Source organism: Nostoc sp. C96 (assembly GCF_059384975.1).
Map to the genome: position 1 here is coordinate 1,030,230 of NZ_CM182020.1, position 18,451 is coordinate 1,048,680.

General features: G+C 40.9%; 17 protein-coding genes and 1 other RNA gene. 12 read left to right on the forward strand and 6 right to left on the reverse strand.

Annotation, left to right across the window (positions count from 1 at the left end; genetic code table 11):
• Nucleotides 1-8 precede the first annotated feature (8 nt).
• Together AC504W_RS04460 and AC504W_RS04465 are read left to right on the forward strand one after the other, a co-directional pair.
• The gene (locus tag AC504W_RS04460) at nt 9-1,070 is read left to right on the forward strand and encodes a DUF952 domain-containing protein (protein WP_494876459.1); all 1,062 of its coding nucleotides are present in this window, start codon (nt 9-11) and stop codon (nt 1,068-1,070) included.
• Between the two features lie 309 nt (nt 1,071-1,379).
• Nucleotides 1,380-2,933 (forward strand): NAD(P)H-quinone oxidoreductase subunit N, encoded by a 1,554-nt coding sequence (locus AC504W_RS04465; RefSeq protein ID WP_103126872.1) that lies wholly within the window; start codon nt 1,380-1,382, stop codon nt 2,931-2,933.
• Nucleotides 2,934-3,082: 149 nt separating this feature from the next.
• Here the strand turns inward: AC504W_RS04465 and trxA are convergent, their stop codons facing one another.
• Complete coding sequence (gene trxA, locus AC504W_RS04470) at nt 3,083-3,400, reverse strand: thioredoxin (protein WP_096583554.1); 318 nt, start codon at nt 3,398-3,400, stop codon at nt 3,083-3,085.
• A gap of 199 nt (nt 3,401-3,599) precedes the next feature.
• Here trxA and fabG point away from each other — a divergent pair, with 199 nt between their 5' ends.
• Complete coding sequence (gene fabG, locus AC504W_RS04475; RefSeq protein WP_096583552.1) at nt 3,600-4,364, forward strand: 3-oxoacyl-[acyl-carrier-protein] reductase; 765 nt, start codon at nt 3,600-3,602, stop codon at nt 4,362-4,364.
• A gap of 30 nt (nt 4,365-4,394) precedes the next feature.
• Here fabG and AC504W_RS04480 read toward each other — a convergent pair whose 3' ends face one another.
• On the reverse strand, nt 4,395-5,477 hold the full coding sequence (locus tag AC504W_RS04480; RefSeq protein WP_096583550.1) for an MraY family glycosyltransferase: 1,083 nt from the start codon (nt 5,475-5,477) through the stop codon (nt 4,395-4,397).
• A 258-nt stretch (nt 5,478-5,735) separates the two neighbouring features.
• Here AC504W_RS04480 and groL point away from each other — a divergent pair, with 258 nt between their 5' ends.
• From groL to AC504W_RS04510, 6 genes are all read left to right on the forward strand, one after another.
• Entirely contained in the window at nt 5,736-7,400 is a 1,665-nt protein-coding gene (gene groL, locus AC504W_RS04485) for a chaperonin GroEL (RefSeq protein WP_494876461.1), read from the forward strand.
• A 305-nt stretch (nt 7,401-7,705) separates the two neighbouring features.
• Nucleotides 7,706-8,848 carry a magnesium/cobalt transporter CorA gene (gene corA / locus AC504W_RS04490; protein ID WP_494876463.1) on the forward strand — a complete coding sequence of 381 codons (1,143 nt, stop codon included), beginning with the start codon at nt 7,706-7,708 and terminating at the stop codon, nt 8,846-8,848.
• A 41-nt stretch (nt 8,849-8,889) separates the two neighbouring features.
• Complete coding sequence (locus AC504W_RS04495) at nt 8,890-9,603, forward strand: hypothetical protein (RefSeq protein WP_494876464.1); 714 nt, start codon at nt 8,890-8,892, stop codon at nt 9,601-9,603.
• 48 nt (nt 9,604-9,651) lie between these two features.
• Nucleotides 9,652-10,093: RNase P RNA component class A (gene rnpB / locus AC504W_RS04500), an RNA gene on the forward strand.
• Nucleotides 10,094-10,175: 82 nt separating this feature from the next.
• Complete coding sequence (rnc, locus tag AC504W_RS04505; protein WP_103126875.1) at nt 10,176-10,895, forward strand: ribonuclease III; 720 nt, start codon at nt 10,176-10,178, stop codon at nt 10,893-10,895.
• A 193-nt stretch (nt 10,896-11,088) separates the two neighbouring features.
• Complete coding sequence (locus AC504W_RS04510; RefSeq protein WP_494876466.1) at nt 11,089-11,700, forward strand: hypothetical protein; 612 nt, start codon at nt 11,089-11,091, stop codon at nt 11,698-11,700.
• Between the two features lie 3 nt (nt 11,701-11,703).
• On the opposite strand, the gene AC504W_RS04515 is transcribed toward AC504W_RS04510, so the two are convergent.
• Both AC504W_RS04515 and crtD read right to left on the reverse strand, forming a co-directional pair.
• Nucleotides 11,704-12,072, reverse strand: a complete 369-nt coding sequence (locus tag AC504W_RS04515; RefSeq protein ID WP_494876467.1) for a Dethiobiotin synthetase — start codon at nt 12,070-12,072, stop codon at nt 11,704-11,706.
• A gap of 221 nt (nt 12,073-12,293) precedes the next feature.
• The gene (crtD, locus tag AC504W_RS04520) at nt 12,294-13,808 is read right to left on the reverse strand and encodes a C-3',4' desaturase CrtD (protein WP_494876468.1); all 1,515 of its coding nucleotides are present in this window, start codon (nt 13,806-13,808) and stop codon (nt 12,294-12,296) included.
• Between the two features lie 238 nt (nt 13,809-14,046).
• Between crtD and AC504W_RS04525 the strand changes: the two genes are divergently transcribed.
• Together AC504W_RS04525 and AC504W_RS04530 are read left to right on the forward strand one after the other, a co-directional pair.
• A complete protein-coding gene (locus AC504W_RS04525) occupies nt 14,047-15,330 on the forward strand; it encodes a M16 family metallopeptidase (RefSeq protein ID WP_494876470.1) in 1,284 nt (427 codons plus the stop codon).
• Nucleotides 15,331-15,417: 87 nt separating this feature from the next.
• A complete protein-coding gene (locus AC504W_RS04530) occupies nt 15,418-16,284 on the forward strand; it encodes a fructosamine kinase family protein (protein ID WP_494876471.1) in 867 nt (288 codons plus the stop codon).
• Nucleotides 16,285-16,405: 121 nt separating this feature from the next.
• Here the strand turns inward: AC504W_RS04530 and AC504W_RS04535 are convergent, their stop codons facing one another.
• Nucleotides 16,406-16,618, reverse strand: coding sequence for a hypothetical protein (locus tag AC504W_RS04535; RefSeq protein ID WP_494876473.1), 213 nt, complete (start codon nt 16,616-16,618; stop codon nt 16,406-16,408).
• A 367-nt stretch (nt 16,619-16,985) separates the two neighbouring features.
• Between AC504W_RS04535 and tatC the strand changes: the two genes are divergently transcribed.
• Entirely contained in the window at nt 16,986-17,780 is a 795-nt protein-coding gene (gene tatC, locus AC504W_RS04540) for a twin-arginine translocase subunit TatC (RefSeq protein ID WP_494878563.1), read from the forward strand.
• A gap of 278 nt (nt 17,781-18,058) precedes the next feature.
• Here the strand turns inward: tatC and AC504W_RS04545 are convergent, their stop codons facing one another.
• Nucleotides 18,059-18,367, reverse strand: a complete 309-nt coding sequence (locus AC504W_RS04545; protein WP_096583524.1) for a DUF3067 family protein — start codon at nt 18,365-18,367, stop codon at nt 18,059-18,061.
• Nucleotides 18,368-18,451: the final 84 nt, after the last annotated feature.

Consider the following 18,451-nt stretch of genomic DNA (forward strand, 5'->3'; position numbering starts at 1 on the left):
ATTGCTAGATGAACTTAGTAATTTTTGATATTGATGGTACACTCACCAATACAAACCAGATTGATGAAACTTGCTTTATAAATACCTTTGCTTCAGAATTTGGATTTGTTAATATTAATTCAAACTGGGCAGAATACAAAAACATTACAGATTCTGGCATTACTCAGCAAATTTTTCAAGAAAGATTACAACGTCAGCCATCAGAATTGGAACTTGAAAGGTTCAAACTTGCTTTTGTTGAAAAACTCCAGCAGGAAATTAGCACACAGAAACATCTATTTAGTAGTATCCCTGGTGCAGAAAAGGTATTAGCTGAATTACAAACCTCTGTTACATGGTGTGTAGCGATCGCAACTGGTGGATGGTATAATTCTGCTATATTAAAACTGCAAGCAGCCGACTTAGAAATACACAATATTCCCTTAGCTTCATCTGATGATGGCATTTCTAGAGAAGATATTATTAATGCTGCTATTCTTAAAGCTAAGAATAACTACAACATAGAAGAATTTACCAAAATTGTCTTTATCGGGGATGGCATTTGGGATATTAAAGCTGCACGTAATTTAAATATTAGTTTCATTGGGATAGCCAATCACCAAGCGCCAGAAAAATTATTAGATGCTGGCGCTAAAACGGTGCTGAAAGATTTAGACAACTGCGACTTTACCAAACTACTCGATACAGCAGAAGTCCCAAAATATAACATTCCATTCCTTCTGCATATTACACAGCGCCTGCAATGGGAACAAGCTAAAGATAATAATATTTATATAGCAGAATCTCTTGCCAACGAAGGTTTTATTCACTGCTCGAAAGTAGCACAGATTATACCATCCGCTAATAGATTTTTTTATAACCAACAAGAATTAGTTATACTATTAATTGATAGTCAAAAAGTTAAAGCAGAAATTCGCTACGAAGCGGCTGAAACCGGAGAAATATTTCCGCATATCTATGGAAGTTTAAATATAGATGCAGTAACTCAAGTGATAAATTTTGCATCAGGAGTTAATGGCTACTTCGATTTACCCAAGCAACTGCAAAATTTACTCTCGGAAATTGAATAGTTTAAAATATTTAAGCCTACAAGTATATTTAACAATACCGATTGTTTATTTAGTTACCATTGTTAACAGATAGTTAGAGCAGTATCTGTAATTGACAAGATGTCCAATTGAAAATTTAAACTATAATTTAATCTAATGATAAGCATAGAGTCTTGGGTGAGAGTTAGCTGATCCGCTTCTTTTAAGCTAATTTTACGCAAGAGTCAGTCTATGCTTAAGACAGAAAGATAAATGCAACTTTGGTAATGAACAATAGATAAAATGAACAAAGTTAGCCTGAATGTCTAATCGCCAAAACCTATATATCTCATGGATTTTGCTAATCTTGCATCCCAGTTGAATGCTGGAACAATTCTGCCAGAGGGAATTGTGATTGTTACCCTCTTAGGGGTTTTGATTGTTGATTTGATTTTGGGGCGTACATCCGCACGCTGGATTGGATATCTAGCGATCGCAGGTTTACTAGCTGCAATTGTCGCTCTGTGCTATCAATGGGACGCTATCAACCCCATCTCTTTTAGTGGTGGCTTCACTGGTGATGACCTCAGTATTGTGTTTCGCGGTATTATCGCGTTGTCTGCCGTTGTCACGATATTGATGTCAATTCGCTACGTTGAGCAGAGTGGTACTGCTTTAGCCGAATTCATCGCAATTTTGCTGACTGCTACTCTAGGAGGAATGTTCTTATCTGGTGCTAGTGAGTTAGTGATGATTTTCATCTCACTAGAAACTTTAAGTATTTCCTCTTATCTGCTGACAGGCTATACCAAGCGCGATCCTCGTTCTAACGAAGCGGCGCTGAAATATCTGTTGATTGGTGCTGCTAGTACAGCAGTATTTTTATACGGCGTTTCGTTGCTGTACGGTTTATCGGGTGGTCAAACAGAATTAAGTGCGATCGCCAACGGTATCATCACAGCTAAAGTTAGCCAATCCCTCGGTTTGGTGATTTCTCTCGTTTTCATCATTGCAGGTATTGGCTTCAAAATTTCCGCTGCACCCTTTCACCAGTGGACACCAGACGTTTATGAAGGCGCTCCAACTCCAGTTATTGCCTTTTTATCTGTTGGTTCCAAAGCCGCTGGGTTTGCTTTAGCCATCCGCCTACTAACTACCGTCTTCCCAATGGTGGCTGACGAATGGAGATTTGTGTTTACAGCCCTCGCCATTCTCAGCATGATCTTGGGTAATGTGGTGGCTCTCGCACAAACTAGCATGAAACGGATGCTGGCTTATTCATCCATTGCTCAAGCTGGGTTTGTGATGATTGGCTTGATTGCTGGTACAGAGGCGGGATACGCCAGTATGGTATTTTATCTGCTGGTTTATTTGTTTATGAACCTGTGCGGTTTCACCTGCGTGATTCTCTTCTCCCTACGCACCGGAACCGACCAAATTAACGAGTACTCAGGTTTATATCAAAAAGACCCACTGTTGACATTAGGCTTGAGTATTGCCTTGCTCTCACTAGGAGGTATTCCACCACTAGCGGGATTTTTTGGCAAAATCTACTTGTTCTGGGCTGGTTGGCAAGCTGGTCTTTATGGCTTAGTTTTGCTAGGTTTGGTAACTAGTGTTGTCTCCATCTATTACTACATTCGTGTAGTCAAAATGATGGTAGTTAAAGAACCCCAAGAAATGTCCGACGTAGTGAAAAACTATCCCGAAGTACGTTGGGATTTACCTGGATTAAGACCTTTACAAGTAGGGTTAGTAGTCAGCTTAATTGCGACTACCATAGCTGGGATTTTGTCAAACCCACTGTTCACCTTAGCGAACAATTCCATTTCTCACACGCAAATCTTACAAGCAACAATTACTAAAGTGAGTACAGTTCCTCTAGAAGAACCAGAAAAGCTGTAGCTTACTTTATACCTGTATTTATGGCTAATAGCTAATCATTGATGATGAAAAGCTATTAGCCATTTTTATTTGATAAAAACTCTACAATTAATCTGTAGCAATAGGCCAGATGCTTAAGCAAAAAAATTGCACTCTGTTACCTACTATATCTAAATTAAATTTTGGAGATGCTGCACTAACTGGGGTGCTTGCAAAACTCCCTCAATTTTATCTACAGGCTTACCCTCTTTAAATAACATGAGTGTTGGCAGGGCTTCAATACGATATTGACTAGCCAATTCGGTGTATTTTTCTGTGTCAATTTTAACAATGCGTAGACGGTCTTTTAATTGAGCATTTACTTGATCTAAAATCGGCCCCATCATTTTGCAAGGGCCACACCATTCAGCGTAAAAATCTACTAATACAGGTACATCAGAACCAGAAAGCATTTCTTCAAAACTGTTGAAATGTTTTTTAGTGGCCATACGACACACACCGAATTTTTATGGATTGCTTTTAATCTTAATGCGTGCTTTCAAGAATAGCTGTAACATTATTTTATTTTTATAGTCAATGGTCAATAGTTTGCTCTTAGCCCCACAAATATTGTCCTTGAGTGAATTAACAAGCACAAATAGCCATAAGATTATTAGCGCGGTAATTCAAAAGCTTAAGGAATAATTCATGGAAGTTTTGCCAGAAAACTTGCAAAGTCTTAAAGGAAAAGTAGCAATTGTTACTGGTGGTTCGCGTGGCATTGGAAAGGCGATCGCACTCGAATTAGCAAAATATGGAGCTAGTGTAGCGGTTAATTATGCTAGTTCCAGTACAGCAGCAGATGAGGTAGTTACAGATATTACTGCTGTTGGTGGACAGGCGATCGCATTGCAAGCTGATGTTTCGCAAGCAGATCAAGTAGAAGCACTAATTAATGCCACCACAGAAAAATTTGGTCGAGTTGATATTTTAGTTAACAATGCTGGAATTACCCGTGACACCTTACTTTTGCGGATGAAGCCAGAAGAATGGCAAGCCGTAATTGACCTGAATCTGACGGGCGTTTTCTTATGTACCCGTGCCGTTAGTAAAATCATGCTCAAGCAACGTTTCGGGCGAATTATTAACATTGCCTCTGTTGCTGGACAAATGGGCAACCCTGGCCAAGCAAATTACAGTGCTGCCAAAGCAGGAGTCATTGGCTTTACTAAAACAGTTGCAAAAGAACTCGCTACTCGCGGTATCACAGTGAATGCAGTCGCCCCTGGTTTCATCACCACCGATATGACCAGCAATCTCAGCAACACCGAAGAAATTTTAAAATTTATCCCTCTTGGTCGCTATGGGCAACCAGAAGAGGTAGCTGGGATGGTGCGCTTCCTTGCTGCCGATGCCGCCGCCAATTACATTACAGGGCAAGTTTTCAATGTCGATGGTGGCATGGTGATGTAATGACGCGACGCAGGAGCGTCGCTAACGGAATTACGAATTATTTAAGATTCTTTGGCAAACTGTAAAGCCTAACAAAATAATGATGCTCACACTGGTAGCAACTATGACAGACAAAGGCATATTTCGGATGTGCATTGCCAGCAAGTTGCCAATTAAGGTAATTGTCCAAAGAGTAAATGCAGCGTGACTTTGCGAGAACCCCCAAGCTAATAAACGGTGGTGTAGGTGATCCTTGCCAGGAGTACTGAGGGGGTTTTTTCCTGCTAATAATCGCCGTAAAAACACTTGGGTAGTGTCTAAGACTGGTAATAGCAAAAATAAAACCGTCGGTACTAAAGAAAAGACCGTAGTTACCTGCAAGTCACCTAAAATACTGGTCGCAGCCAAAACATAACCAAAAAAGTATGCTCCCGCGTCACCCATAATGATGCGTGACGGGTGGAAGTTGTGGCGTAAAAAACCTAAAGCTCCACCTCCTAAAGCTGCCAACACTAAGGTTGCTGCCGCTTTGTTAGGAAATTGGGCGGAAACTGCCAACAAACTCATAGCGGTAATAAAACTGATCCCGCCGGCTAATCCATCCATTCCATCCATCAAATTGATGGCGTTGGTAATTCCAACAACCCAGAGTACTGTAATCAACATTGATAACAGTGAGTCTATGGGCGTGCCGAAGACAACTTTGATGCTGATGCCATTGGCTACCAGCAACAAGGCTGTGATGATCTGTGTCCACAAGCGCACAGAAGGGGGTAAACCGAACTGATCATCAATAAAGCCGACTAAAACTAGGATTGATCCTCCTAGTAGCACAGTTAAAACCTGTGCCAAAACACTTTGTAATTCAATTGGTCGTAACAAACTAGCAAGAACTAACGCGGCAATTACTCCTGCATAAATAGCCAAACCCCCAGCATTCGGTAAAGGTTCCCGATTTAGCCGTCGCGCATTTGGTTGGTCAGCCCAACCAACCCGCAGGGCAAACTTGCGTACTGTGGGTATTAAGCGCCATGTCACTAGCCAAGCAAAAAGAAACGTAAATACTACTGCCAACCAGCCGATGCCGCTTGGGTCGGCAATACCCAGAGACTTAAGGGAGTTGTATAGATTCATCTCCCAATTCAACCATTACTGCCTGTATCCTACATGAGCATCAAATGTATATTAATCAATTTTTTAATAAAAGGTAGTGGAAAACTATGAAGTTAAAAGGTAAAAGTAAAAAGCTTATTTTGCCTTTTTACTTTTTACTTCTTCAGTACCCAGTACCAATCCTGATCAATTCCATTTATAATCTGACCAGCTTGGGTTATTAGCACTCTGAGTCTGTGAGTGCTAAATTGTCTAATGGAAGCGCTAGAGAAGTGAAACATGGCTAAAATTATTTCCTTTGATGAAGAATCACGGCGGGCGCTAGAACGAGGTGTCAACGCCCTAGCCGATGCAGTGAAAATTACTTTGGGGCCAAAGGGTCGTAACGTCCTGTTAGAAAAAAAATATGGTGCGCCCCAAATTGTCAATGATGGAATCACGGTCGCTAAAGAAATTGAATTAGAAGACCCTTTAGAAAATACTGGTGCGAGACTGATTCAAGAAGTAGCATCTAAAACTAAGGATATTGCTGGGGATGGTACTACTACCGCCACCGTTTTAGCACAGGCATTAATTAAAGAAGGTCTGAAAAACGTTGCGGCTGGTACTAACCCTATCAACTTAAAGCGCGGGATTGACAAAACTATCGAAGCGCTGGTGGTAGAAATTGCCAGAGTGGCTAAACCAGTAGAAGGCGATGCGATCGCTCAAGTTGCCACAGTCTCGGCAGGTAACGATGAAGAAGTCGGCAAGATGCTGGCAGAAGCAATGGAAAAAGTCACCAAAGATGGTGTCATTACCGTTGAAGAATCCAAATCCCTAACCACTGAACTCGAAGTAGTAGAAGGGATGCAAATCGACAGAGGTTATATTTCTCCGTACTTCATTACTAACAACGAACGGCAGATCGTTGAATTTGAAAATGCGCGTATCCTGATTACCGATAAGAAAATCAACAGCATTCAAGAATTAGTTCCCGTACTCGAAAAAGTTGCCCGTTTGGGTCAACCACTATTGATTGTTGCGGAAGATGTAGAAGGAGATGCCTTAGCAACTTTAGTAGTCAACAAAGCACGGGGTGTGTTGACTGTGGCTGCTATCAAAGCGCCTGGATTTGGCGATCGCCGCAAAGCTATTTTGCAAGATATTGCCATCCTCACCGACGGTCAGTTAATTTCTGAAGAAATCGGTTTAAGCTTAGATACTGCTTCTTTAGAAACTTTGGGAACAGCCCGCAAAATCACCATCGACAAAGAAAACACAACAATTGTCGCTGGTAGCACCACTAAGCCAGAAATTCAAAAGCGGATTGGTCAAATTCGCAAGCAGTTAGAAGAAACTGATTCGGAATACGACAAAGAAAAACTGCAAGAACGCATTGCTAAATTAGCTGGCGGTGTCGCAGTGATTAAAGTTGGTGCAGCCACCGAAACCGAACTCAAAGACCGCAAACTGCGGATTGAAGACGCACTCAACGCCACTAAAGCAGCCGTAGAAGAAGGAATTGTTCCTGGTGGTGGTACAACCTTAATTCACTTGTCTACCAAAATAGACGAAGTTAAGCACAGCCTCAATGAAGAAGAAAAAATTGGGGCAGATATTATCAAACGCGCTTTAGAAGCACCCTTGCGCCAAATTGCTGAAAATGCTGGCGATGAAGGTTCTGTGATTGTTTCTAAAGTGAGAGAAACCGAGTTTAACGTTGGTTACAATGCTGCGACCGGAGAATTCCAAGACTTGATTGCAGCGGGGATCATTGACCCAGCAAAAGTTGTACGTTCTGCCCTACAAAATGCCGCCTCTATTGCGGGGATGGTTTTGACCACTGAAGCGATCGTTGTCGAAAAACCAGAGAAGAAAGCTGCTGTACCTGACATGGGTGGTATGGGCGGCATGGGTGGTATGGGCGGCATGGGTGGTATGGGCGGCATGGGTATGATGTAAGCTCTACCTTCCCAGATAAATAATAGGACTTACGCATAAAAACGAAAAATCAAGGGTTAGGTACAGGGTAAAGGGGTCTAGGGGTTGTATGTATCTAAAACCCTTACCCCAGCCTCCACAGAAAATCTTTGTGTGTAAGTCCTAAAATAAATATCTTTATCTTTTCAACAGTTTGCCTTGCCAAGGCAAGCTGTTTTTTTATACACTGGCTGATTTATTAGCAATCCAGCTATACAATTTGGGCTAATGCCAATTAATAGTAGTTGACCAATGACCGATCATTAATGAAAATTGACAATTAACAAATGATTAGTAAAATTCGCCGTCTCACCAAAAAAGTACGTAAGCCCAGCTTCCCGGATTTTTATCATCAACCAGGAACCATACCGGGAACTCTGATTATTGATGAAGATGCCGAAGCGCCCACAATTGTTTTGTTTGATTACAATCAAACAAACTTTATCCGTAAACAAATAGCAACTCCAGAAGAGTGTCTGAATTACTTGGATACAGAATCTGTTTCTTGGGTCGATGTCCAAGGTTTAGGTAATCAAGATATATTACAGCGATTAGGTAAAGTCTTTGAGTTACATCCTCTAGTTTTAGAAGATGTAGTCAATATGGGAGAACGCCCTAAAATCGAAGATTATGAAGACCAATTACTCATTATTGCTCGCATGGTAGTTCCGAAAGAAACAACCTGTGGATTTTATAGTGAACAAGTAAGTTTTGTATTAGGAAAACATTATTTGCTGACAGTACAGGAAGAACCAGAACATGATTGTTTTGATAGTGTCAGAATGCGAATAGATAAAGGTAAAGGTATTATTCGGAAAAATGGCGCTGATTATTTAGCTTACGCTTTGTTAGATGCAATTATTGATGGTTTTTTTCCAGTCTTAGAACTTTATGGTGAACGGATTGAAGAATTAGAAGAAGAAGTAATTCTCAAACCTACACCACAAACACTACAACAAATTTATCAAATTAGACGGGAATTATTACAACTGCGGCGGTCTATTTGGCCGCAAAGAGATGCGATTAATGCGTTAATTCGAGATAGTAGCGATTTAATTAGTGAAGAGGTCAGAATCTATCTCCGAGATTGCTATGACCATACAGTTCAAGTTATGGATATGGTGGAAACTTACCGAGAATTAGCATCAGGATTAATGGATGTATATTTATCCGCAGTCAGTAACAAAATGAATGAAATTATGAAGCTACTAACGGTAGTTTCGGCGATTTTTATTCCTTTAACTTTTGTTGCAGGTATTTATGGCATGAACTTCAATACCGATAAATCACCATACAATATGCCTGAACTAAATTGGTATTGGGGTTATCCAGTTTGCTTGGCTTTAATGATAGCGATCGCAGTTAGTTTACTCATCCTATTTTGGCGCAGAGGATGGCTCGCTAATTTTTCTAGTATTAAACATGATTGAAGCTAAATAATTAAAACTAATTCAGGGAGATAAAATTCCAAATGCTCAAAGGTAGCGGTGATCAAAATTTAGTTGTATTGACACTTTATATTATTGGTGTATCTTACACCTTTAACCGCATGGTTGAATCTATAGATGATAAAATCAAATATGCTTATAAAAGTGATGCAGTCAACGAACAACTAACAACACAAGAACTCAAAGACCAAATTGGAATTTCTTTTAAACTTAATTCTTCCTACTCATTAGAAGAGTTAAAAGAATTACAAATTACCATTGAAAATAAATCAGATAATCTAGCTGTATATGTTGACTGGGAAAATAGCACTTTGGTAGTGGAACACACCAAGCAATCACGCCGTGTAATTAGGATTTCTCCCTATTTAACTCGTGACTTAGCAATACCACAAACTCCCAGTTTAATCACCCCGAAAAAAACCCTGACTGAAAAGGTGACAGCAGAAGATGTTTTAGAATTAGATTCTGTAGCTGGAACCTATTCTGCAAAAAAACCTCTAGTAAGTATCACTGGCTTAAAAAATGGTGGGCCGCCTCAAAAAAAGCTATATAACGACTTTATGAATCGAGGCAAAGAATTAGAATTTTCTTTACAGCTAGTGTTAAGAATATCTGATGTTCGGGTGGGGATAGCACCAGGTATAAATATTCCACCGATGTATTTGATCAATTGTCCTTTCACGATCAAAAAATTACCTTGGACTTACGCTCTACCTTGGAATAAAAAGAAGAAATAACTCAAATCCGACACATGATGCCATCCAGGATTACACTGTAGTTAGGGAGAGAGTAGGCGCAGGCAGTTGCAGAACCGTCATTCATGATAGTTTTGAGGAAAGTCCGGGCTCCCGAAAGACCAAACTTGCTGGATAACGTCCAGTGCGAGTGATCGTGAGGATAGTGCCACAGAAAGATACCGCCAAAACAAGTAAAAAGTAAAAAGTAAAAAGCTAAAAGAAATATATCTTTTGACTTTTGCCTTTTACCTTTCGTCTTTTTTGGTAAGGGTGCAAAGGTGCGGTAAGAGCGCACCAGCAGCGTCGAGAGGCGTTGGCTCGGTAAACCCCGGTTGGGAGCAAGGTCAGAGGAACTACGGTTGGTCTTTTACCAGTTCCGTGTATGAGAGCCGCTAGAGGCGTTTGGTAACAACCGTCCCAGATAGATAACTGCCATCATGTAAATTTTTTACATAGATAACAGAACCCGGCTTACTACCAACTCTCTCTCCTATTCGGATCATTAGTCATTTGTCCCGCGTCCTTTTTTGAGGACTATTGACTATTGACTATTGACTATTGACTATTGACTAATGACTATTGTTTATCCCCGTCGTCAAAGACAACTTGAAAGCTTAGTAAGAAAGTTAGGCTTGCCATTAGATGCACCAATTAAATGGCAACTTTTAGATTTGGCGCTAACTCACCCAACGGTATCTGATACAGCGAATTATGAACAACTGGAGTTTGTGGGTGATGCTGTAGTGCGACTGGCTGCGGCCGTGATTTTATGGGAAAAATACCCAGATTGCCAAGTCGGCGATTTTGCCGCAATTCGTTCGGTATTAGTGAGCGATCGCATCCTCGCCCAATTAGCTAGAGAATATGGTTTAGAGCTATATTTATTAGTTGCCGGTAGTGCAACCAGTGATAAAGTCGGTCAAGAATCACGTTTGGCTGATGCTTTTGAAGCTGTGTTGGGTGCGCTTTATCTCAGTACAAATAATTTAGATCTCATCCGTCCTTGGTTAGATTCTCACTTTGAGCAACTAGCCACAGAAATTCGGCTTGATCCGGCTCGGCTAAACTATAAAGCTGCTTTACAAGAATGGACTCAAGCTCAATTTAAAGTTTTACCCGAATATCGTGTCGAGGAAATCAATCATCCCAACCGCAATCAAGAGCGATTTGCAGCAGAAGTTTGGCTTTATGACAAAAAACTTGGTGAAGGTAGAGGACGTTCTATCAAAGCCGCAGAACAAGCCGCAGCCAAAATAGCTTTTTTAGCAGTTAATAATCAGGAAAAAACGTAAAAATAACCTAAATTACGTATAATTTGTATTTTAAATTGGATAAATATCTAAATAAAGGTAATACATTAAGTAAAATTACTTAGTGTATTTTGCTGTGTGTCTGATAATGCAATGACATCATCTCCTGAGAAAACGGGAAAACTATGATTAACCCCTAATTGGGGAAATTTCCATGTAAGTCCCGAATAGGAAAATGCTAAAAAAATATTTGGTGAATGGTTTAATTTTGTCTTTTTCTTTAGTTCCCTGGCTGTGTGTGGGAATGATTTTTGATTCTAAAGCTAATGCTTTACCAGGACAAAGTACGGAAGAAGTAGGTACTTGGATGAACGCCCATCCGACGCTGCGTCCGGGAAATGGTGAAAAATTGTATGTGCAGAAGAGTGATACAGCAGCCCAGCGATTTACCTTTCAAGCGTCGGTGTTACCTCCGGGTAAGGTGGAGTTTGCCAAAGACCGTAGCCGGATTCGTTATGAGCGCTTGGCTATGTATGATGCTATTAATGGTATGAGCTTTCAACGCCTACAAGAATCTTTGCGGATAATTTACGGCTACGATATCTATCAAGATTTTAATCAGGGTCAAGTGGTGTATGACTACCCTAGCCAAGGCGAAGTCAACTCGGCGCGGTTTGCCAAAACTCCCATTAAAGAAGCTTTACAAGGACAATTGCGTATAGGCGATCGCTATGCTTATTGGATAGAAATAGCTAAACCTCGCAATGGCAAAGCTTTCACCGGACAAATGACGGTTTTACTCAAAAATGATGTAGAAAAATTGCTCAAAGAATTGCAAACTCGTTGAACCTTAACCCCCGCCAAACCCTCCAGATGGCGGGGTTTGCCATACACCAGAAAAAATACTTTCCGTAGCCAGAGAAATTCTAATTAAATCTTCTTTGAGTAGGGGTGGCCAGTCTACCCCAGCTTTCCGCCCAGCTACATATAAATGCTGTGTCTTTACACCTAACTGATAAAGGGCAAAGGTTAATTCTCGGTCTAGATTGGCTGCATCTTTGAGGGCTTCAAACACGACTTTTAACGCCAACAAAATTGAGGTAATCTGACCGGGAACAGGTGGTTTTCCCTGCTTCATCCGCATCAACAAAGCATCAGGGTTTTCTTCGGTTGTGATTGTTTGAGAGACCAGCAGTTTGCGGGCTGTGTCGTAATTCATTAGCTAAACACAGATAAGTAGAAGGCAGGAGGCAGAAGGATTTTAGATTTTGGATTTTAGATTTTGGATTGGTTGATGACGAATCTAAAATTGAAAATGGCAAATCTAAAATTGAATGGGTAGGAGCGAAAATTTTTTAGGTTGCGTCCTCCTTATCATTCTGTCTACCTACTTAGACACTGCTAATTTATCAGTGTTTATCTGTTGATTCAAATATTTGTTTAACTTTGCGCCTCAATTTGTCTGACTACCGTCAGCGCTGAGTAACTCACGCCAGCTGTACCTTCGCCGGGATGGGTGGAGTCGCCGACTAACCACAACGAATTAATGGGTGTGCGGTTGGCGAAACCAAAAGGGCCAAAAGTGGGGATTCTTTGACCAATGCCCCCAACTATACCGCGATCGCGTCCGGTGTAATGAGCAAAGGTGCGGGGTGTGGCGGCTTCTTGATAAATGATGGTTTCGGGTTTGAGATAAAAATATTTGTTGAGATGTGCGATCGCTTGTTCTGTATATTTTTGTTTCAGTCCTGGATAATCTGAAGTTTGCCACCATTGTTGATAATCAACGAAAGATGAAGCAATAATTGTTGCTTTGCCTTGAGGTGCGCGACCATCACCAGAATGACTGACGGAAACAAATAAGGAGTTATTTTCACCAATTGTCCCATTCGCGTCGTATAAAAATTGTAAATGGGGCGGACAATCTAAAGGAATGGCACTCGCATCTACGCCCAAGTACACAACAAATGCCCCTGATGGTGGTGGGAGTTTTTCTACACGCTGTTTATATCCTGATGGAACTTGATCACCCAATAACTGCACTAAGTTTTGGACTGTCACGTTAGCTACCAGATGGTCTGCTGGTTCTGTCCAAACTTCGCCTGTTTTTTGGTTGCGGATAACAACGGCGGTGGCTTGACCATTTTCAACTTTGATGTGTTCGACAGTATGACGCATTAACAAGCGTCCGCCGTTTCTTTCCAAAGCTGTGACTAGGCGATCGCTCAACACCTGCATACTACCTTGCAGATGATACAATCCTTGGGGCAATTGGGAGACACTCAACGCTGTTGCGGCATACAGTAATGCTGTCTCTTCAGCACTGACCTGAGAATACAACTTCAATTGCAAATCTAGAAAGGTTCTCAATCGCTGATCATTACCCAGTCCGCATAACCTTAAGGCATCACCTACCGTTAATAAGGTGAAAGGTGCAGTAATCAAGGTGTTAGGACGCACAGCCTGAATTAATTGCCATAAATCCCACAAGTTACGCGGCGGTAACACTGGGTCACGTCCTTGAAATTCCCAACTAGCAGCAAATAAAGTTGCCATTAGCTGCCAGAATGGTTCGCTACCCGGAAACTGCCGTTGTCTTTCCTCACGCCATTTATCGGGGTCACGCCAAACATTAATAGGCGTGTTTTCACCCGGTAAATAAACTGCACAAGTAGGGTCACAAGGGGTAGCAAGCGGTAAATCAATTCCTAGTTCCGCAAAGATGCGGTGGTGAATTCCTCCTGGTTCCAAACCAGCAACTTGGGTTGCACCAACATCAAAGGTGAACCCTTGACGTTTAAATGTCGAAGCACAACCCCCCGGTACAATGGCTTGGTCAAGGACTAAAACGCTGTAGCCACGATGGGCTAGTAATGCCGCAGCAGTCAGTCCACCAATACCTGCACCAATCACCACAACACGAGATTTACTTTTGTCAATAGCAGTAATGGACATGGATATCTAGTTTATATTTCTTAATATTTCTATTGATAATTTTAGATTACTCAGAAACATTAAGTCTGTAGGCAAAAATATACTGACGTTAAAAAAGCAACATAAAGTGTACTAGCTATCCCAGTGATTAGTATGTTCTTGAGCAAAAAGAATATACATAACTAATGCAACAACAAGAGATATTTTGGGGTGACGGATAAGATAAAGGAATAAGAACGCTGTAAACTCACCACAACCCATGACCTCAACCCTGTTCAAATCTGCTCGTCTAAATTCTCCAACACTACACCGCTTGCCTAATGGCTTGACAATCATTGCTGAACAAATGCCCATTGATGTTGTCAACCTCAACCTCTGGATTAAAGTTGGTTCAGCAGTAGAATCTAATGCCATCAACGGTATGGCTCACTTTTTAGAACACATGATTTTTAAAGGAACTGAGCGACTTGCCAGTGGAGAGTTTGAACGCCGCATTGAAGAGCGTGGTGCTGTAACTAATGCGGCTACCAGTCAAGATTATACTCATTACTACATAACTACTGCGCCCCAAGATTTTGCGGAACTGGCTCCACTGCAAATAGATGTCTTATGTAATCCGAGTATTCCTGATGATGCTTTTGAACGTGAGCGTGCTGTGGTTCTAGAAGAAATCCGCCGTTCTGAAGATAATCCCCACCGCCGGACTTTTCGCCGCGCGATGGAAATGGCATTTGATACTTTACCCTATCGCCGTCCGGTGTTGGGGCCAGAATCGGTCATATCTGGGCTAGAACCCCAACAAATGCGAGATTTTCATGCCCAATGGTATCAACCGCCAATGATTACGGCTGTAGCTGTGGGCAATTTACCTGTAGAACAGTTAATTGAAACTGTTGCTGAAGGATTTACACAGCTGGATAAGAATCAAGAGTTAAGAGTTAAGAGTCAAGATTCAAATAACTATCCTGAATCTGCATTTACCGAAATTGTGCGGCGAGAATTTGTTGATAAAAGCCTTCAGCAAGCAAGACTCGTGATGGTGTGGCGGGTTCCAGGGTTAGCCGAATTAAACCAAACTTATGGATTAGATGTCTTAGCCGGAGTTTTAGCACACGGAAGGACATCAAGATTAGTGAGAGATTTGCGAGAAGAACGAGGATTGGTTTCTTCCATCGCAGTTAGCAATATGAGCAATTTATTACAAGGTACATTTTATATTTCTGCTAAATGTGCAGTGGAAAACATAGCCGCTGTTGAAGATGCGATCGCCCAACACATCCGCCGATTACAAACAGAGTTAGTCACAGAAAAAGAAATCGCCCGTGTGCGTAAACGTGTCGCCAACAGATTTATCTTTGGAAACGAAACCCCAAGCGATCGCAGTGGTTTATATGGTTTCTATCAATCTTTAATAGGCGATTTAGAACCTGCCTTCAATTACCCACTGCATATTCAACAGCAAGAAGCTAACGATTTACTCCTAGCAGCTAATCAATATCTCTGTCCCGAAGCTTATGGTGTAGTTGTCATAAAACCAGTGTAAATTTTAGTCATTTGTTATGTGACATTTGACTATGCTAAATGTCCCATTACTTGATTGCTGACGTAATTTCATACTTCATACTTCAGAATGATTTGGACTGAAATTGATGCCCATATTAGTCGGGTAACTGGTAAAAAATTTCAAACTCAACAGCAGCGTTCTGTGAGTGGCGGATGTATTAACCAAGGTTACGCCGTTACTAATGGTGAAATCACATACTTCGTCAAACTCAACCAAGCATCGCAAGTTACGATGTTTGAGGCTGAGATGTTGGGTTTAAAGCAAATGTTAGCCTCAAATAGCATTCGTGTACCCAAGCCTATTTGTTGGGGAATATCAGGCAATTCTGGCTATATCGTGTTGGAATGGTTAGAAATGGGTGGCGGTAATACCCAATCTTGGTCAGAAATGGGGCTTAAGTTAGCAGAAATGCACAAAACAACCAGCCAACAGGGTTTCGGTTGGGACATAAATAACACTATAGGTTCCACTCCTCAAATCAACACTTGGACAGCAGATTGGGGAGAATTTTATTGCAAACATCGCCTTGGTTATCAATTTCAATTAGCCAGAAGACGAAGCGGGAATTTTCCTAAACAAGATGAATTATTAGCCGCGATTCCCGAACTATTAGCAGAACACAGAGTACAACCATCCTTAGTACATGGCGATTTATGGGGCGGGAATGCTGGCTGTACTGTGTTTGGCGAACCAGTAATTTTTGATCCTGCCACTTATTATGGCGATCGCGAAGTTGATATCGCCATGACAGAACTTTTTGGTGGTTTTCCGTCCGCTTTTTATCAAGGTTATCATGCAGCTTTTCCCTTAGATACAGGGTACGAACGCCGCAAAACTTTGTATAACTTGTATCACATTTTGAACCACTTCAATTTATTTGGGGGTGGTTATGGTTCCCAAGCCAATCGGATGATTGACCAAATTTTGCGGTGAGATTGGGGAATGCGATCGCCATAACTTTGTCATTAGTCATTTGTATTGACAAAGGACAAGGGACAAATGACTAATAACAGTCTCAATCAAAGAACGTGCAATTGGAACGCACATCAACTTATTAATCCCTACATTTACCATGTCGGAGACAATCGCCTGTTTGATCTTCTCTAGAGAAGATACGCCACGGTACTAAATTAACTTGAGTGTTTATACTTTGATTGATGCTATTATCAGCAATAATAGATACATTCCTTTCACTAGCTAAACTGGGTTCCGCATTGTAAAAATAAGCAGGTAATGCCATTAATCCAATGCAAATTATCCTATACATACAAACCTCAGCAAATAATTTCCGATCGCGCTATCTGTGAAGATGCCACCTTGATGAATCGGACTTTTCAAACTGAGCATTGTATTAATTTATGCAATGCTACTAGCCGCAGAGACGTAATTTCTAAAATATCGGTTCCATCCCCATATTTATGTAGCTTATAGGATGGTTATGATTCATAAGATGGCTTCCCACTAACTTATGCAAGCCTTACCACAACGAAACAGGAAAAAAATCCTCAAACAGAAAGAAACATAATTTTGCTGGTTAGTTTTTCAATTAAAACTAGTGCAACAATACTCATAACTTTGGCAGTGGTGTAAGGGAGTAATAGAATAGTTAACAAATGTTGCCTAATAGCCTACTCATGACTCCTTCATCAGAAGCTGACACTATCACTAATCCCAATATCGACCTAGAAGGACAAGGCAACTCAGACACTGATCCTCTTGATGAGTTGCCTGGTGAAGTCGAAATGTCTCTGTTCGACCACTTAGAAGAGTTACGACAACGGATATTCTATTCACTAATCGCTGTAGTCATTTTTGTTATAGGCTGTTTTCTAGCTGTCAAGCCGATTGTGCAGTTACTAGAAGTACCAGCAGCAGGGGTCAAATTTCTCCAGCTTGCACCCGGAGAATATTTCTTTGTCTCCTTAAAAGTCGCCGGCTATAGCGGACTTGTACTTTCTACGCCTTTTATCCTTTATCAAGTTATCCAGTTTGTCCTCCCAGGGTTAACACGCCGTGAACGTCGCTTAGTAGGGCCAATAGTTTTAGGGTCGAGTGTGTTATTTATTGGTGGGTTAGTATTTGCCTATTCTGTTCTTATCCCCGCCGCCTTGAGGTTTTTTATTAGCTATGGCGCTGATGTTGTAGAACAACTGTGGTCAATTGATAAATATTTTGAATTTATACTGCTGCTGTTATTCAGTACTGGCTTGGCATTTCAAATTCCGATTATTCAATTATTGTTGGGTAACTTAGGAATCGTCTCTTCCGACAGAATGCTTTCGGGTTGGCGCTACGTGATTATGGCAGCAGTCATTTTAGGCGCAGTTCTTACTCCTTCGACTGACCCCCTTACTCAAGCTTTGTTAGCGGGCGCAGTTTTAGGGCTTTATATGGGTGGAATTGGGTTAGTTAAACTCACGGGTAAATAATACATAGCAATAGTGAATCAGTCACTCTTGTTTTGATTAGTTTCACCATTTATTCACCTACACCTTTTGCTGATGCAGGATTTTGTTTGTTAAAAATTAAATACGGCTTGCTTTTAAAAAAGATGAAAGACAATTGCCAAAAACTAAAATTTTGTTAGAGTTACTATCTAAATCAGCATAAAAGAATTACATAATTTACTCATAAAATGTATTGCAAAAATTCAAAAGCCTGCAATACATTTAAGTGTGTTACAGTGCCATACCAAAAACAAACTAGCTCAAACTATCCACTCAGAAGCGCGTTCACCTAAATCGAGGGGAATGCTGACAGCTTTACCGAGCCGGGGGCGTTCTTTTGTTTGGGTAATAAATGTTTGTACCTGTGCTGTACCACCTAAAGCATTAAGATAATTAGCGATGGTATCAAGATGTTCTTGGTACTCTGCCTCTGTTAAAGGAAAAGAAGCTTGCTCTAGATATTTCCACATTACTTGTAGAAATATCTTGCCTTGAGTACGGCGGAACTGGACATCGTAAGAATGTCCCCACTTATCAAGTAACAGTTGGTGTAATTCCTTTCCTGTCATAGCTTGTCTCAATTAGATTTTACATTTAGTTATGATGTTAAGTTCCGTAACTCAAGTATGATAGGGATATAAAGAAATGTAATG

Bases quoted from the DNA above. Each gene is read 5' to 3' on its own strand.
- AC504W_RS04460 (WP_494876459.1), top strand. From the start codon at position 9: ATGAACTTAGTAATTTTTGATATTGATGGTACACTCACCAATACAAAC.
- AC504W_RS04465 (WP_103126872.1), top strand. From the start codon at position 1,380: ATGGATTTTGCTAATCTTGCATCCCAGTTGAATGCTGGAACAATTCTG.
- trxA (WP_096583554.1), bottom strand. From the start codon at position 3,400: ATGGCCACTAAAAAACATTTCAACAGTTTTGAAGAAATGCTTTCTGGT.
- fabG (WP_096583552.1), top strand. From the start codon at position 3,600: ATGGAAGTTTTGCCAGAAAACTTGCAAAGTCTTAAAGGAAAAGTAGCA.
- AC504W_RS04480 (WP_096583550.1), bottom strand. From the start codon at position 5,477: ATGAATCTATACAACTCCCTTAAGTCTCTGGGTATTGCCGACCCAAGC.
- groL (WP_494876461.1), top strand. From the start codon at position 5,736: ATGGCTAAAATTATTTCCTTTGATGAAGAATCACGGCGGGCGCTAGAA.
- corA (WP_494876463.1), top strand. From the start codon at position 7,706: ATGATTAGTAAAATTCGCCGTCTCACCAAAAAAGTACGTAAGCCCAGC.
- AC504W_RS04495 (WP_494876464.1), top strand. From the start codon at position 8,890: ATGCTCAAAGGTAGCGGTGATCAAAATTTAGTTGTATTGACACTTTAT.
- rnc (WP_103126875.1), top strand. From the start codon at position 10,176: ATGACTATTGTTTATCCCCGTCGTCAAAGACAACTTGAAAGCTTAGTA.
- AC504W_RS04510 (WP_494876466.1), top strand. From the start codon at position 11,089: ATGCTAAAAAAATATTTGGTGAATGGTTTAATTTTGTCTTTTTCTTTA.
- AC504W_RS04515 (WP_494876467.1), bottom strand. From the start codon at position 12,072: ATGAATTACGACACAGCCCGCAAACTGCTGGTCTCTCAAACAATCACA.
- crtD (WP_494876468.1), bottom strand. From the start codon at position 13,808: ATGTCCATTACTGCTATTGACAAAAGTAAATCTCGTGTTGTGGTGATT.
- AC504W_RS04525 (WP_494876470.1), top strand. From the start codon at position 14,047: ATGACCTCAACCCTGTTCAAATCTGCTCGTCTAAATTCTCCAACACTA.
- AC504W_RS04530 (WP_494876471.1), top strand. From the start codon at position 15,418: ATGATTTGGACTGAAATTGATGCCCATATTAGTCGGGTAACTGGTAAA.
- AC504W_RS04535 (WP_494876473.1), bottom strand. From the start codon at position 16,618: ATGTATAGGATAATTTGCATTGGATTAATGGCATTACCTGCTTATTTT.
- tatC (WP_494878563.1), top strand. From the start codon at position 16,986: ATGACTCCTTCATCAGAAGCTGACACTATCACTAATCCCAATATCGAC.
- AC504W_RS04545 (WP_096583524.1), bottom strand. From the start codon at position 18,367: ATGACAGGAAAGGAATTACACCAACTGTTACTTGATAAGTGGGGACAT.